Annotated in this window: 13 protein-coding genes; 9 read left to right on the top strand and 4 right to left on the bottom strand. The window is 68.4% G+C overall.

The window, feature by feature from the left end; translation table 11 throughout:
* Window positions 1-3 precede the first annotated feature (3 nt).
* The gene (locus VHB27_RS06100) at window positions 4-483 is read right to left on the bottom strand and encodes a MaoC family dehydratase (protein WP_325598254.1); all 480 of its coding nucleotides are present in this window, start codon (window positions 481-483) and stop codon (window positions 4-6) included.
* The gene (locus tag VHB27_RS06095) at window positions 480-1,655 is read right to left on the bottom strand and encodes a CaiB/BaiF CoA transferase family protein (protein WP_325598252.1); all 1,176 of its coding nucleotides are present in this window, start codon (window positions 1,653-1,655) and stop codon (window positions 480-482) included. Before VHB27_RS06095 ends, VHB27_RS06100 begins: the two co-directional genes overlap by 4 nt.
* Before the next feature lie 113 nt (window positions 1,656-1,768).
* On the opposite strand from VHB27_RS06095, the gene VHB27_RS06090 reads away from it, so the two are divergent.
* From VHB27_RS06090 to VHB27_RS06065, 6 genes are all read left to right on the top strand, one after another.
* Window positions 1,769-2,836, top strand: coding sequence for an NAD(P)H-dependent flavin oxidoreductase (locus tag VHB27_RS06090; RefSeq protein WP_325598250.1), 1,068 nt, complete (start codon window positions 1,769-1,771; stop codon window positions 2,834-2,836).
* 179 nt (window positions 2,837-3,015) lie between these two features.
* Entirely contained in the window at window positions 3,016-4,110 is a 1,095-nt protein-coding gene (locus tag VHB27_RS06085) for a sensor domain-containing diguanylate cyclase (protein WP_325598248.1), read from the top strand.
* Window positions 4,111-4,152: 42 nt separating this feature from the next.
* Window positions 4,153-5,166, top strand: coding sequence for a DNA polymerase III subunit delta' (locus tag VHB27_RS06080; protein ID WP_325598246.1), 1,014 nt, complete (start codon window positions 4,153-4,155; stop codon window positions 5,164-5,166).
* A 133-nt stretch (window positions 5,167-5,299) separates the two neighbouring features.
* Window positions 5,300-6,835, top strand: a complete 1,536-nt coding sequence (gene metG / locus VHB27_RS06075) for a methionine--tRNA ligase (protein WP_325598244.1) — start codon at window positions 5,300-5,302, stop codon at window positions 6,833-6,835.
* Window positions 6,835-7,608: a TatD family hydrolase gene (locus tag VHB27_RS06070; protein ID WP_325598334.1), complete on the top strand. Its 774-nt coding sequence runs from the start codon at window positions 6,835-6,837 to the stop codon at window positions 7,606-7,608. The genes metG and VHB27_RS06070 overlap by 1 nt, the downstream gene beginning before the upstream one ends.
* Window positions 7,605-8,393, top strand: a complete 789-nt coding sequence (locus tag VHB27_RS06065; RefSeq protein WP_325598242.1) for an MBL fold metallo-hydrolase — start codon at window positions 7,605-7,607, stop codon at window positions 8,391-8,393. The genes VHB27_RS06070 and VHB27_RS06065 overlap by 4 nt, the downstream gene beginning before the upstream one ends.
* Before the next feature lie 27 nt (window positions 8,394-8,420).
* Here VHB27_RS06065 and VHB27_RS06060 read toward each other — a convergent pair whose 3' ends face one another.
* The gene (locus VHB27_RS06060) at window positions 8,421-9,257 is read right to left on the bottom strand and encodes an arylamine N-acetyltransferase family protein (RefSeq protein ID WP_325598240.1); all 837 of its coding nucleotides are present in this window, start codon (window positions 9,255-9,257) and stop codon (window positions 8,421-8,423) included.
* A gap of 151 nt (window positions 9,258-9,408) precedes the next feature.
* Between VHB27_RS06060 and eno the strand changes: the two genes are divergently transcribed.
* The 3 genes from eno (at window position 9,409) to VHB27_RS06045 (ending at window position 13,746) form a co-directional block, all read left to right on the top strand.
* Window positions 9,409-10,686: a phosphopyruvate hydratase gene (eno, locus tag VHB27_RS06055; protein ID WP_325598238.1), complete on the top strand. Its 1,278-nt coding sequence runs from the start codon at window positions 9,409-9,411 to the stop codon at window positions 10,684-10,686.
* Between the two features lie 271 nt (window positions 10,687-10,957).
* Window positions 10,958-12,418, top strand: coding sequence for a sensor domain-containing diguanylate cyclase (locus tag VHB27_RS06050; protein ID WP_325598236.1), 1,461 nt, complete (start codon window positions 10,958-10,960; stop codon window positions 12,416-12,418).
* Window positions 12,415-13,746: a DUF2336 domain-containing protein gene (locus tag VHB27_RS06045; RefSeq protein WP_325598234.1), complete on the top strand. Its 1,332-nt coding sequence runs from the start codon at window positions 12,415-12,417 to the stop codon at window positions 13,744-13,746. The genes VHB27_RS06050 and VHB27_RS06045 overlap by 4 nt, the downstream gene beginning before the upstream one ends.
* Before the next feature lie 6 nt (window positions 13,747-13,752).
* Here VHB27_RS06045 and argB read toward each other — a convergent pair.
* On the bottom strand, window positions 13,753-14,357 hold a 605-nt coding region (argB, locus tag VHB27_RS06040; RefSeq protein ID WP_325598232.1), incomplete at its 5' end, for an acetylglutamate kinase.

The raw sequence follows: 14,357 nt of genomic DNA, 5'->3' as shown, positions 1-14,357 counted from the left end.
GGGTCAGTTGGGCCGTCGCCGGACCAGGTAGCGCTGCCGGCCTTCTAAAACCAATTCTTTCCGCTGGTTATGGACCGTACTTCGAAAACCGATGACACCCGTGGAACGGTTCGGCGTCAATTCGTCGATCTCCAGCGCCGGATAGACCGTGTCGCCGGCGAACACCGGCTTCAGGAATTTGCTCGACTGCTCGATGAACCCGATCAGCGAGTCCTCGACGCAGTACGGAAACAGGCCTGCGCCGGGCGCCGTCTGCGCCAGGGTCTGCAGCCCGTGCGCCAGCAGGTCGGGCATGCCCCGCACCCGACAGTATTCCCGGTCGTAATGGATGGGATGGGCGTCCCCGCTTGCACCCTGGAACGCCAGGAACACCGCCTCGGTCATCGTCCGGCTCGGCAGCACGAACCGCTCGCCGAGGCGGAAATCCTCGAACCAGCGCTGCTCCGGCACCATGCGATGGCGCGACGGCTCGAAGCCGGTCATATCGCCCCGGCCGCCCGCATGGCATCGATCCGTCCGGCGTTGAAGCCGATTTCCCGCAGGATCTGGTCGGTGTGCTGACCCAGCGCCGGGACGTCGCCCATCACCGCCTCCTGGTCCGTGAAGGTGAAGGGCGGCAGCATCGCCCGCACCGGGCCGGTCGGGGTCTGCACCGTCCGCCATTTGTCGCGCGCCGCGAGTTGCTCATGGTTCCAGGCGTCGATCGGCTGGTTCAGCCGGCCGTTGGCGATCCCCGCCTGATCCAGCAGCGCCGCGACCTCGACCGAGGTCATGTCCTTGAACCGGTCCTCGATCATCGCCGTCAGCGCCGGGCGGTTGGCCGCCCGCTTCACCAGCGAATCGAAGCGCGGGTCGGTGCGGATCGCCGGGTCGCCCAGCACCTTGTCGCAGAACACCGCCCATTCCCGTTCGTTCTGCAAGCCCAGGATCACTTGCCCGTCCCTGGTCTTATGCGCGCCGTAGGGGGCCAGCGCCGGATGGCTGGTCGGCACCCGGGGCGGCGCCGACCCCTCATAGGCATGGCGCAGCATCGCATAGGTCATCCACTCCGACACGGCGTCCAGCATGGCGACCTTGACGTTCGCGCCTTCTCCGGTGCGGCCGCGGCGCAGCAGGGCACCCAGCACGCCGGTCAGCGCATACATGCCGGTGGCGATGTCGGCGGCCGAGATGCCGACGCGCGACGGCGTGTCCTCGGTGCCGGTAACGCTGATCAGCCCGGCCTCGGCCTGGATCAGCAGGTCATAGGCCTTCTTGTGCATGAACGGCCCGCTCTCGCCATAGCCCGAGATGTCGGCGACCACGAGTCCGGGGTTGGCGACCTTCAGCGCCTCATGGGTCAGGCCAAGCCGCGCGGCGGCGCCCGGGGCGAGGTTCTGGACCAGGACGTCGGCGGTTTTCAGGAGGGTGGTCAGCGCCTCCATGGCGTCCGGGTTCTTGACGTCCAGCGTCAGGCTGCGCTTGCCGCGGTTGAGCCAGACGAAATGGCTGCTCATGCCGTTCACGTACGTGTCGTAGTGGCGCGCGAAATCGCCATCGCGCGGCCGTTCGATCTTGATCACGTCCGCGCCCAGGTCCGCCATGTGCCGCGTGCAGATCGGCGCGGCGACCGCGTGTTCGAGCGCGATCACGCGCATGCCTTCCATTGGGCGCATCGGAGCGTTTCCCTTATTGCCAGGACCGGAAGAAAGCGCCACGAGCCTGGCCTGTCAAAGTCCGGGAACCGGCCCCAGGTTCCGCAACAGGGTTCCGTCAAAGGGAGACGACCATGCCTCTGGCTCGCGCCGAGTCCTTCTGTCGCCGCTTCGGCCTGCGTGCGCCGATCCTGCTCGCGCCCATGGCCGGCGCCTGTCCGCCGGCGCTGTCGATCGCCGTCGCGCGCGGGGGCGGGCTGGGTGCGTGCGGCGCATTGCAGATGCAGCCGGTGGAGATCGCGCAATGGGCGGCGTCCGTCCGCGCGGCGACCAACGGGGCGTTCCAGATGAACCTGTGGATCCCCGACGCACCCCCGAAACGGGACGCGGCGCATGAGGCGCGGGTGCGGGACTTCCTCGGCGCATGGGGCCCGGCGGTCCCGGCCGAGGCGGCGGAGGCGGTCCCGCTCGACTTCGCGGCCCAGTGCGAGGCGATCCTGGCCGCCGGTCCGGCCATCGTCTCTTCGATCATGGGCGTCTACCCGCCCGCCTTCGTCGCGCGGCTGAAAGACCGCGGCATCGCCTGGTTTGCCACCGTCACCACGGTCGCCGAGGCTCGAGCGGCCGAGGCGGCGGGCGCCGACGTGATCGTGGCGCAGGGGTCGGAAGCGGGCGGTCACCGCGGCGCGTTCGACCCCGCGCAGGCGGAGCGCCGGCAAGTCGGCCTGTTCGCGCTGCTGCCCGCGGTCACCAACGCCGTGCGCGTCCCGGTGGTCGCCACCGGCGGCATCGGCGACGCGCGCGGCGTTGCCGCCGCCTTGGTGCTGGGCGCGAGCGCGGCGCAGATCGGGTCGGCGTTCCTCCGCTGCCCCGAGGCCGGGATCCATCCTGTCTGGGCTGAAGCGCTGGGGCGCATCGCCCCCGAGGACACGATGGTCACCCGTGCCTTCAGCGGCCGAGCGGGGCGCGGCATCGCTACTGCCTATGTCCAGGCGGCGGCATCGCCGGATGCACCTGATCCCGCGCCTTATCCGGTCCAGCGTGGCCTGACCGGCCCGATGCGCGCTGCCGGACAGAAGGACGGCGACCTGGATCGGATGCAGGCCTGGGCGGGGCAGGGGACGGCCCTGGGCCGAAGCGAACCGGCGGCCGAGGCGGTGCACCGCCTGTGGGAAGAGGCGAAGACGATGCTGTCGCGTTGAACGGCCGGCGCCGCCGAAGCGGAATTAACCAATCCCTAACCATCCCCCTCTACCGTCTAGGCTAGGCGCTTGGCGCCGTTGATGGCTCGGGAACGAATATGATTGAAGCGTGCCGCATGACACGTCCGGCAGATAATGCGTCCAGCGAGCAAGGCCGCGGGAGCGGCGGGCCGCCGGGCGTGAGCCGCGAGACGCCGGATCGCACCCCGGTCGCTCCTGCCTGCCTGGTCGCCGGACTCGACGACATTGACGTGGGAATCCTGTGCCTCGACGCGGAACTGAACGTCGTGTTCATGAACCGCCCGTTCCGGGACCTCTGGGCTATCCCCGAAAGCCTGGCGCAGCAGCGGCTCGTTTATCGCGACCTTGTCAACCATGTCGAGACCAGGGTTTTTCGCAACAGGGACCCCAATCCGACGCGGGCCAATCTAGGCCGTCGGGAGCGCGCGATCCGCGCCGGCTCGTTGCCGCCGACGCTGATCGAACTGCCGGACGGCCGGATGCTGCGGTTCTGCTGTTCCGCCCGGAAGGACGGCAGCCGTATCCTGACATACCTGGACGTGACCGCGGAATTGCGCCGGGGCGGCGAGACGGTCGCGAAACAGATCGGAGCGGAGCTGCGGTTCGCCACCGAGACGCTGGAAACCCAGGCCGCCTACCTGGTTGCCCTGGCGGAAGAGACCGAGGAGACCCGCAAGCGCGCGGACCTCGCCCGGACCATGCTGGAGCGCGAGATCGAGGAACGGCGCACGATCGAGGCCCAGCTTCGCCACGTCGCGACCACGGACAGCCTGACCGGCGTCCTCAACCGCGCCGCGTTCCTGAGCGTCGCGGACCGGGAGCTGTCGCGGACACGGCGGGCCAATGAGGACCTGGCGATCCTGATGCTGGACGCCGATCACTTCAAACTGGTCAACGACCGCTACGGCCATGCCGGCGGCGACGCCGTGCTGGAATATCTCGCCAACGCCTGCCGGTCGGCGATCCGCATCGGCGACAGCATCGGCCGCCTGGGCGGCGAGGAATTCGCCATTGTCCTGCCATGCGCCACGCTGGAGATCGGCGAGACGATGGCGGAGCGGCTGCGCGGACGCATCGCGGAGCAAGAGGTGTGGCACGGCGGCGAGACCATATTCGTGACCGTCAGCGTGGGAATCGGCCTCGCGCGGCCCACTGATCGTTCGATCGAGCAGGTGATCGCCCGGGCGGACGCGGCGCTGTATGCGGCGAAGAAAGCCGGCCGCAACCGCGTGGTGTTGGAGGCCGCCGCCTGACGCGGCGGTGACGATCCGGCCGCCGGTGGTATACACGGCGCCATGCCTGCCCCCGATCCGCGCGCCAACCCCCTGCTGCTCGGTCACGCCGAGGCCGAAGCGATGGTGCTCGATGCCATCCGCTCGACGCGCATGCACCACGCCTGGCTGATCACCGGTCCCGATGGCGTCGGTAAGGCCACCCTGGCATTCCGCTTCGCCCGCCGCCTGCTGGCAGGCCAGCCGGAGGCGCAGACGCTGGCGCTCGATCCCGGCCACCCGGTGTTCCGCCGCGTCGCCGCCGGCACCCATGCCGACCTGCTGACGATCGAGCGCGAGATCAACGAGAAGACCGGCCGGCGGCGCTTGCAGATCGCGGTCGACGACGTGCGCGACATCACCGGCTTCATGTCCCTGACGCCGGCCGAGGGCGGCTGGCGGGTCGTCATCGTCGACGGCGCGGAGGACATGAACGCCTCGTCCGCCAACGCGCTGCTGAAGGTGCTGGAGGAGCCGCCGCCCCGCGCCATCCTGCTGCTGGTCTGCGCCGCCCCCGGCCGGCTGCTGCCGACGATCCGCAGCCGCTGCCGTCGCCTGCGGTTGTCGCCGCTGGACGACGCCTCGATGGCGACGCTGCTGGCGCAATACCTGCCGAAACTGGCCGCCGATGAGCGGGATCGGCTGGTGACGCTGGCCGAAGGCTCCCCGGGTCGAGCGCTGATGCTGGCGGAGGATGAGGGGCTGGCGATCGCCGCGATGGTGGACAAGCTGCTGCAGGATTTGCCCGACGTGCCGGTCTCGCGCGGCTATGAGATCGCGGACGCGCTGGGCCGCAGCGAGACGGGGTTTTCGGTGTTCATGGACATGCTGCGGGCGGAGATCGCGGCGGCGGTGCGCGACAGCGTGCGGGGACGGGCGGACCCGGACCAGGAACGGGTGGTGGCGCTGCGCCCGTTGGATGCCTGGGGGGCGCTGTGGCAGGACCTGACGCGGCTGCAGAATGAGACCGAGCGGTTCTCGCTGGACAAGCGGCAGGCGATCGTCGCGGGAGTGGGGATGCTGGGCGGAACGGGCTAGGGTGCTGGAAGGCGTCCAGGGCCTGGAAGGTTTGCGGCGGGAATTCAGCCGCCACGCTTGATGACGGCGTCAAGCTGTGGCACGGCCTGCCTCCGGCCCGCGCGCGAACGCGGCCCCCTAGCGAAGTCAGGTCATGAAACAGACGTTCTTCCTCACCACGCCGATCTACTACGTCAACGGCGCGCCCCATATCGGCCACGCCTATACATCGGTCTGCGCCGACGTATTGGCCCGGTTCAAGCGCCTCGACGGCTATGACGTCTTCTACCTGAGCGGCACGGACGAGCACGGGCAGAAGGTCGAGAAAGCCGCCAGGGACGCCGGCGTCGATCCGCAGACCTTCACCGACCGCGTCTCGGCCGATTTCCGTGGCATGTCGGACGCGATGGGCGTGTCCTATGACGACTGGATCCGCACCACCGAGGAACGTCACAAGGTCTCCACCTGCGAACTCTGGCGCCGCATCGCCGCGTCCGGAAACATCTACCTGGGCCACTACGAAGGCTGGTATGCCGTCCGCGACGAAGCGTTCTATGACGACGGGGAGGTGACGCTGCAGCCCGACGGCAGCCGGATCGGCCCCAGCGGAGCGCCGGTAGAGTGGGTCCGGGAACCGTCGTACTTCTTCAAGCTCTCAGCCTTCCAGGACAAGCTTCTGGAATTATACGAAACCCAGCCGGATTTCGTTGCCCCCACCTCCCGCCGGAACGAGGTCATCAGCTTCGTCAAGTCCGGCCTGCGCGACCTGTCGATCAGCCGCACCACCTTCAACTGGGGCATCCCGGTGCCGGACGCGCCCGGCCATGTGATGTATGTCTGGCTCGACGCCCTGAACAACTACGTCACCGCCTGCGGCTTCCCCGACCCCGACGCCCCGCGCTGGAAATACTGGCCCGCCGACGTCCACGTCGTCGGCAAGGACATCATCCGCTTCCACGCCGTCTACTGGCCGGCCTTCCTGATGGCCGCCGGCCTGCCGCTGCCCAGGCGCGTGTCCTCGCACGGCTGGTGGATCGTGGACGGCGAGAAGATGTCGAAATCCCTCGGCAACGTGGTGGAGCCGCGCAAGCTGGTCGAAACCTACGGTCTCGACCAGATCCGCTACTTCCTGATGCGGGAGAAGCCATTCGGCGCCGACGGCTCCATGAGCCACGCCGCCATCGTCAGCCGCATCAATGTCGAACTGGCGAACGACTTGGGCAATCTCGCCCAGCGCACGCTGTCGCTGATCGCCCGCAATTGCGGCGGCCAGCTTCCGGCCCATGGCGAGCCGACCGAGGACGACCTGGTGCTGCTCGCCGCCGCGGACGCGCTGCTGCCCATCGTGCGCGACCACATGGATCGGCAGACCTTCAACGAGGCGCTGGAAGAGATCTGGAAAGTCGTCCGCGCCGCCAATGCCTATATCGACCATCAGGCGCCTTGGGCACTCAACAAGACCGACAAGGCGCGGATGGGGTCGGTGCTGCGGGTGCTGACCGACACGATCCGCACCATCGCCACCCTGTTGCAGCCGTTCATGCCGGCCTCTACCGGCCGGATGCTCGACCAGCTCGGCGTGCCGGCCGATGCGCGCGACTTTGCCGGCCTGGCGACCCGCCTGCCGGCAGGCGAGGCGCTGCCGCCGCCACAGGGCGTGTTCCCGCGCTATGTGGAGCCCACGGCATGATGCTGGTCGATAGCCACTGCCATCTGGACTACTACACACCCGCCGAACTGCCCGATGTGCTGGCGCGCGCTGCGGCGGCCGGGGTCGGCCGGATGGTGACCATCGGCACCTCCATGGCGCAATCCGAACGGTTGCCGGACTTGGTGGCGCCGTTCGAGGCGCTGTGGTGCACGGTGGGCGTCCATCCGCACAATGCCGCTGCCGCGCCGATCCCGACGCTCGAAGCGCTGGTGGCGTTGACCCAAGCCCCGCGCGTGATCGGCATCGGCGAAAGCGGGTTGGACTATTTCTACGATAAGGCCCCCCGCGATATCCAAGCCGAGAACTTCCGCGTCCATATCCGCGCCGCTCGGTCGGCCGGGGTGCCACTCTGCATCCACGCGCGCGACGCCGATGACGATATCGCCTTGATTTTACGGCAAGAGCGGGACATGGGTGGGGACTTCGACTTCCTTCTGCACTGCTTCAGCTCCGGCCGCGGACTGGCCGAGGCGGCGCTGGACATGGGCGGGTATCTCAGCTTTTCCGGCATCCTGACCTTCCCGAAATCGACCGAGCTGCGGGAGATCGCCCGCGATGTGCCGGCCGAACGGCTGCTGGTGGAAACGGACTCGCCCTACCTGGCGCCGGTGCCGTTCCGGGGGAAGCGCAATGAGCCCGCCTATGTCGCGCACACCGCCAAGGTACTGGCCGAGGTGAAGGGCATCACGCCCGAGGCGGTGGCCGACCTGACCACCGCGAATTTCCACCGCTTGTTCCGCAAGACGGCATGAAGGTCACGATCCTCGGTTCGGGCGGATCGGCCGGGGTGCCGCTGATCGGCGGTCCGGACGGTGCGGGCGACTGGGGGATTTGCGATCCGGCCGAACCGCGGAACCGCCGTTCACGGCCATCGATCATCATTGAAGGGACTAATAATCAACGACTTCTGGTTGATACTTCGCCTGATATGAGAGCGCAGTTACTGGCTTGCCGCATCCGGGGCGTCGACGCCATCCTCTATACTCATACCCATGCCGACCACGTCGCGGGGCTGGACGATATCCGGATCCTCAACCGGATCGCCGACCGCCCGCTGCCGGCCTACGCCACCCCTGCCACGCTGACGGAGTTGAAGACCCGCTTCGGCTACGCGTTCCGGCCCTGGACGCCGCCGAACTTCTATCGCCCCGTGCTGGAGGAACATCCGATCGAGCCAGGTGCGACGCTCGACCTGCTCGGACTCTCGGTGCGGGTGTTTGCGCAGAACCACGGCCGGATCGAGACCCTGGGCCTGCGCGTCGGCCGCTTCGCCTATTCGACCGACGTCATTGCTTTGGATGACGCGGCGCTGGACGTCCTGGCGGGCGTCGAGACCTGGGTGGTCGACTGTTTCCTGCGTCACGGCTCGCATTGGACCCACGCCAACCTGGCGACGGTAGAGGGCTGGGTAGACCGCCTGAAGCCCGCGCGGACCATCCTGACGCATATGGGCACGGACATGGATTGGGCGTGGCTGAAGGCCAACCTGCCGCCCGGGATCGAGCCCGGTTACGACGGCATGGTCATCGAGACTTAGCCGGTCCGCGCACCCGCGCCGAACCCGTCAACTGAACGGATCGAACGTGACCGGCCCCTGTCGTTCGCGCAGCGCCAGGATCGTGGCGACGTCCTCCTCGGTCACGGCCAGGCCGAAAGCGTCCACCAGCACCCGCCGGTAATCCGCCGCGCTGGTCACCGCCTGTTTGTCCGCCACCCCGGCCGTCGTCCGGCGTGTGAAGATGCCGTTGAACAGCACCAGCCGCCCGCCGGGGACCGGCCTTGTGGCGACGACGTTGTTGCGGAAGACCGAAGCGGGGTGGGTGGCGGTGAACCAGTTCGCGGCCTCGAAATCGACCGGCGACTGCGGCTCGTGCCCGATCTGGTAAAGGTCCTCCCACGTGCCATTCAACTGGACCTGAAGCATCAGGTCCGATCCGAACGGGGTGACTCGCATCGTCTCGTGCGGCGTCGCCTGCGCCTGGTCCGGAACCATGGCCAGGGGCGCGGACGGCGTCAGGCCCCCGAAGCCGACATCCGCGAGCCATGCGCCATTCTCCATCTCGACCCGCAGCAGCATGTGCGTCCGGGGCCGCTCGGCATCCCGCGACGACCCCCGGCGGACGCGCGCGAGCAAGGCGTCGGTGCGGAAGCCGATCGCATCGAGCACGGCGCGGAGCAGCATGTTCTGTTCGAAGCAATAGCCGCCCCGGCGGCGGCGGATCAGCTTGTCGGCCACCGCGTCGATATCCAGCGACACGGGCCGCTCCGCGATCACGTCGATCGCTTCGAACGCGATCGCCTCGCCATGGCATGCCACAAGGGCGCGCAACACCGCCGGCGTCGGCTCCACCGGCCCGTCATAGCCGATGCGGGCGAAATAGGCGTCAAGGTCGATGGGCATGGCGCGTCCCTCCCGGATCGGCAGGACCGCGAACAAGCGGGGCGCCGGACCTGGCGTCAAGCCTCGGGTCAGCGCCCCTTCGACACACCCAGCTTGGCACGTCCCCGCCCACAATGTTAGGCACGCCCCAATCCCAGGATCGGAGACGCTCATGCCCGCGATCGTAGATATCACCGCCCGCGAAATCCTCGACAGCCGCGGCAATCCGACGGTCGAGGTCGATGTATACCTCGACAGCGGCGCCGTGGGCCGCGCGGCGGTGCCGTCGGGGGCCTCCACCGGCGCGCATGAGGCGGTGGAACTGCGTGACGGCGACAAGACCCGCTACGGGGGCAAGGGGGTGCTCAAGGCCATCGAGCACATCGAGACCGAGATCCTGGAGGCCGTCGCCGGCATGGAGGCGACCGAACAGCTCGAGATCGACAGCACGATGCTTGACCTCGACGGTACGCCGAACAAGGGCCGGTTGGGCGCAAACGCCATCCTCGCGGTCTCGTTGGCCGTGGCGAAGGCGGCGGCCAGCGAGGTCGGCCTGCCCTTGTACCGCTACGTCGGCGGCGTGTTCGCCCGCACCTTGCCGGTGCCGATGATGAACATCCTCAACGGCGGCAAGCATGCCGACAACCCGATCGACATGCAGGAGTTCATGATCCAGCCGATCGGCGCGCCGACCCTGGCGGATGCCGTGCGCATGGGATCGGAGGTGTTCCAGACCTTGAAGAAGGAGCTGCACGACGCCGGCCACAACACCAATGTCGGCGACGAGGGCGGCTTCGCGCCCAACCTGAAATCTGCCGACGAAGCCCTGGCTTTTATTGCAAAAGCGGTCGAGAAGGCGGGTTACCGCCTGGGTGACGACATCACCATCGCCCTCGACCCGGCGTCCACCGAGTTCTTCAAGGACGGCAAATACCATTTGGAAGGCGAGGGCAAGGTGCTGGATGGCGAGGCGATGGTGAAATACTATGCCGAGCTGTGCAGCCAGTATCCGATCGTTTCGATCGAGGATGGTTGCGCCGAGGATGACTGGGACACCTGGAAGCTGCTGACCGACACGATCGGCAAAAAGGTGCAACTGGTCGGCGACGACCTATTCGTGACCAATCCCGAACGCCTGCGCCTGGGCATCGAACGCGGGTCGGCCAACGCGATCCTGATCAAGGTGAACCAGATCGGCACCCTGTCCGAGACCTTGGAAGCCGTCGAAACCGCCCACCGCGCCGGCTGGAACGCCGTGATGTCGCACCGGTCCGGTGAGACCGAGGACAACACCATCGCCGACCTCGCGGTGGCTACCAATTGCGGACAGATCAAGACCGGCAGCCTGGCGCGCAGCGACCGGACGGCGAAATACAACCAATTGATCCGGATCGAGGGGGAACTGGGCGCGTCGGCCCGCTACGCCGGCAGGACGATCCTGCGGCGATAACGCCGTTTCGGCGCGGCGGCGGACGTCTCCCCGAAGAACCCGCCGTCGTCTTGTAGTCATGGCCCGGCTCGACCGGGCCATCTTTCTTCCCTGGGGCAAGGGATGGTCCGATCGAGCCGGGCCATGACGGGGTTGATGACCACGGGATCGGCGCCGGTGCCCCTCATCCGATGAAAAACCTGGCGTTTCCCCCAAACCGGTAACCCTTCGTTAACCAATTCGTGGCTCCATGGCGCGAACCGCGGGGACCGCCCATGGGAAGCGAGACAGCATGCCGGACCTGATGTTCGACCCGCCATCTGTTCAGTCGAACGACGCCTCCGGCGACGCGGCTTCATCCAGCCTGGTGCATAAGGCGCTGCTGGACAGCCGCCGCCGCTGGCGACACCTGGTTGCACTGGCAGCCGACCTGGCCATCGAGACCGATGCCCAGGGTCGGATCGTCTTCATCCTGCCGGACATCGTGCTGGGATGGCCTGCTGCCGCGCTGATCGGCCAGCCCGCGGAACTTCTGTTGGCCGAGGAAGGTGCCAATGCGGGTTTCAACCCTTTCCGCGCGATCGAGGAGGTACGCCACCGCCGCTGCTGGATGCGTCGTGCCGACGGAACCCTGGCGATGATGGCCGTCTCCGCCAGTCCCATCGCCACCCCACCCGACCAAGTCCCATTCGGCCCAACCTCTTCCGGTCAAACGGCAGGCGTGCGCGTCACCGCGATCGACGTCAACGACCTCGAACGCCCGCCCAGCGCGATCAGCAGCCGGCTGCGCCATGGCGACGTGCTGGACCAGGTCCTCAGCCGCGTGGGGCAGGAGACGGAGGCCGATAAGATGATGGATGTCGCGCTCTGGTCGATGATGCAGGCATTGGACGCCGAAGGCGCCGCTGTCCTCGCGGCACTGTCCGACGATACGGGCATCGAACTGATCCACGAATGCGGCCCCGGCGGCCTGGCGATCGCCGATCTCGCCGCCGGTATGCTGGCGGAGGACCGCGCGGAGCCGGAATGCGCGACCAATCCCGATGGCCGCAAGGTGCTCGCCGTCCCCTGCCCAAGCCGCTTCAGCGCGACGTCGCGGCTGGCGGTGTGGCGGTCCGCAGATGGGCCCGCCTGGCGGCAAGAAGAAACGCATCTCGCCGCCTCGGCCACTGGCGTCGTCCGCATGATCCTCGACTACGAGGCCATGCTCCAGCGCATGGTCGAGCAAGCTCGGACCGACCCGCTGACCGGCCTGCTGAACCGCAGGGCATTCCTGGAGGAAGTCGGTCGGCATCTGGTCCGACTGGACCGGGAGGCTGCGCCGGCCAGCCTGATGTTCCTGGACGTCGATTCGTTCAAGAGCGTGAACGACCGCTTCGGCCATGCCGCCGGCGATTCGGTCCTGTGCATCCTGGCCGATATCCTGCGCCGGATGGTGCGGCCCTCCGATCTCGTCGCCCGGCTGGGCGGCGACGAGTTCGCCGTCTGGCTCAGCGGCACGGACCACATGACGGCGGCCGAACGGGCGGATTATCTGTGCAAGACGGCGCCGTTGGCATTCCGGCACGGCATGCCGCGGCTTGGTCCCGACGAGCACTGTGGCGCCGGTCTGTCGATCGGCATCGCGACCCGCGCAGCCGACAGCCAGGAGACGGTGCATGACCTGATGCGCCGCGCGGACCTGGCGATGTATGAGGTGAAGCGTGGGGGCCGAGGCCATTGGCGCGTCGCCCTGCTGGCGTCGACCGCATGATCGCCGCCGAACCGACCCCCATCCGCGGCAACGCAGACCAGGCTTCCCCCATCCCTGGCAACGCGGACGAAGCGTCCCGTGTCCGTGAAAGCGCGGATCCCGCGACGGCGCCGGATCGGCTGCTGGCGCTCGCGCGCGATCCCTCGGTGACGGTGCGCGCCAGTCTGGCGCTCAACCCGGCCTTGCCCGAGGCCGTGTCGGACGTGCTGCACGGCGATGCCGATGCGCGCGTGCGTCAGATCATCGCACGCAAGCTCGCGGCGCTCACCCAAAGCCTGTCGGAAGAAGACAGAGCGACAGTGCAGGCCCAGACGATCGACCGGCTGACGAGCATGATCGCCGAAGCCGGGCTGCAGGTGCGCGTCAAGCTGGCCGAGACGCTGCGTGACGTGCCCGACGGCCCCCGGCAGATCATCCTGAGGCTCGCCCATGATCCCGAGATCATGGTGGCGGAGCCGATCATCCTGTGCTCGCCGATGCTGAACGACGCGGACCTGGTGACGCTGATCGCCTCGGGCGTTCCCGCCGCCTCTATCGGCGCCGTGGCGCGGCGGCCGGACCTGCCGGCGACGGTCGCCGACGCGGTGGTGGGCAGCGCCGACGCCGCCGCCATCGACGCGCTGCTGCGAAACCCCAGCGCGCAGATCCGGGAAGCGACGCTGGACGTGCTGGCGATCCAGTCGGAGGAGCATCCGGAATGGCAGGAACCGCTGGTCAAGCGCGCCTTCCTGCCGCCGCGCACGGCGCGCATCCTGTCGGAAATCGTCTCGAGCCATCTGCTGGAGACGTTGGGCGCGCGCGACGACATCACCGCCGATGTGCGCGGCAAGGTGCTGGCGGCGCTGTCGAAGGCGAAAGCGATGCCGAGCGGCGTCCATCCTGCCGCCGCGCGGGAGACCTATGGCGACCTGACGCCGTCGGCCGCTCTGGCCCGTGCCGCGGCGATGCAGGCCTCGGGCCGGCTGGACGAAGGTGCGATCCTGGACGCGCTGCGCCGTGGCGCCCTGACGCTGGCGAGTGCGATCCTGTCGGTCAAGGCCGACGTCTCGATCCATGTCATCGAACGGGCGCGCACGCTGCGCAGCGCCAAGGGCCTGGTCAGCCTGACCTGGCGGGCCGGTTGGTCGATGCAGACGGCGGTCGCGCTGCAGGCGGTGCTGGCGCGGCTGCGCCCGGCGGCGATCATCAAGCCTGGCCTGACCGGCGATTTCCCGCTGACGGCGATGGAGATGCGGTCGGAGCTGGACATGCTGGGGGTCGCCGAGGCCGGGTTGCGCGCCTGGATTCCCCGCCGGCTGCACCGCGGCGAGGCGGCGGTCGAACCCTGAGCCCCTTCAGCGGCGGATCAGCGTGCCCGGACCGGCTTCGGTGAACAACTCCAGCAGGCACGCATGGGGGACGCGGCCGTCCAGGATCACCGCGCCCTTCACGCCCAGCCGCACCGCTTCGACGCAGTTCTCGACCTTGGGGATCATGCCGCCGGTGATGGTGCCGTCCTCGATCCGCTCCTGCACTTCGGTCAGCGTCAGGTTCGGGATCAGGTTCTTGTCCTTGTCCAGCACGCCGGGCACGTCGGTCAGCATCAGCAGCCGCGTCGCGTTCAGCGCGCCGGCGACGGCGGCGGCGACGGTGTCGGCGTTGATGTTGTAGGTCTGTCCGTCCTCCCCGATGCCGACGGGGGCGATCACCGGCACCAGGCCGCCGCCGGTCAGCGCGTGGATGACGCGGGCGTCCACCGCCGCCGGCTCGCCGACGAAGCCCAGGTCCAGCACCTGCTCGATGTGGCTGTCCGGATCGATCCTGGTCCGCCGCAGCTTGCGTGCGCGGATCATCCCGCCATCCTTGCCGCAGATGCCGACTGCCAGCGCCCCCGCGCTGGTGATCAGGCCGGAGACGTATTTGTTGACGGTGCCGGCCAGCACCATCTCCACCACCTCGA

Origin of the sequence: Rhodopila sp. (genome assembly GCF_035548235.1) — a bacterium.
GTDB lineage: Bacteria > Pseudomonadota > Alphaproteobacteria > Acetobacterales > Acetobacteraceae > Rhodopila.
The sequence above is the reverse complement of the archived record's forward strand: the minus strand, read 5'-3'. Positions and strand labels throughout refer to the sequence as shown.

Bases quoted from the DNA above. Each gene is read 5' to 3' on its own strand.
- VHB27_RS06100 (WP_325598254.1), bottom strand. From the start codon at position 483: ATGACCGGCTTCGAGCCGTCGCGCCATCGCATGGTGCCGGAGCAGCGC.
- VHB27_RS06095 (WP_325598252.1), bottom strand. From the start codon at position 1,655: ATGCGCCCAATGGAAGGCATGCGCGTGATCGCGCTCGAACACGCGGTC.
- VHB27_RS06090 (WP_325598250.1), top strand. From the start codon at position 1,769: ATGCCTCTGGCTCGCGCCGAGTCCTTCTGTCGCCGCTTCGGCCTGCGT.
- VHB27_RS06080 (WP_325598246.1), top strand. From the start codon at position 4,153: ATGCCTGCCCCCGATCCGCGCGCCAACCCCCTGCTGCTCGGTCACGCC.
- metG (WP_325598244.1), top strand. From the start codon at position 5,300: ATGAAACAGACGTTCTTCCTCACCACGCCGATCTACTACGTCAACGGC.
- VHB27_RS06070 (WP_325598334.1), top strand. From the start codon at position 6,835: ATGCTGGTCGATAGCCACTGCCATCTGGACTACTACACACCCGCCGAA.
- VHB27_RS06065 (WP_325598242.1), top strand. From the start codon at position 7,605: ATGAAGGTCACGATCCTCGGTTCGGGCGGATCGGCCGGGGTGCCGCTG.
- VHB27_RS06060 (WP_325598240.1), bottom strand. From the start codon at position 9,257: ATGCCCATCGACCTTGACGCCTATTTCGCCCGCATCGGCTATGACGGG.
- eno (WP_325598238.1), top strand. From the start codon at position 9,409: ATGCCCGCGATCGTAGATATCACCGCCCGCGAAATCCTCGACAGCCGC.
- VHB27_RS06050 (WP_325598236.1), top strand. From the start codon at position 10,958: ATGCCGGACCTGATGTTCGACCCGCCATCTGTTCAGTCGAACGACGCC.
- VHB27_RS06045 (WP_325598234.1), top strand. From the start codon at position 12,415: ATGATCGCCGCCGAACCGACCCCCATCCGCGGCAACGCAGACCAGGCT.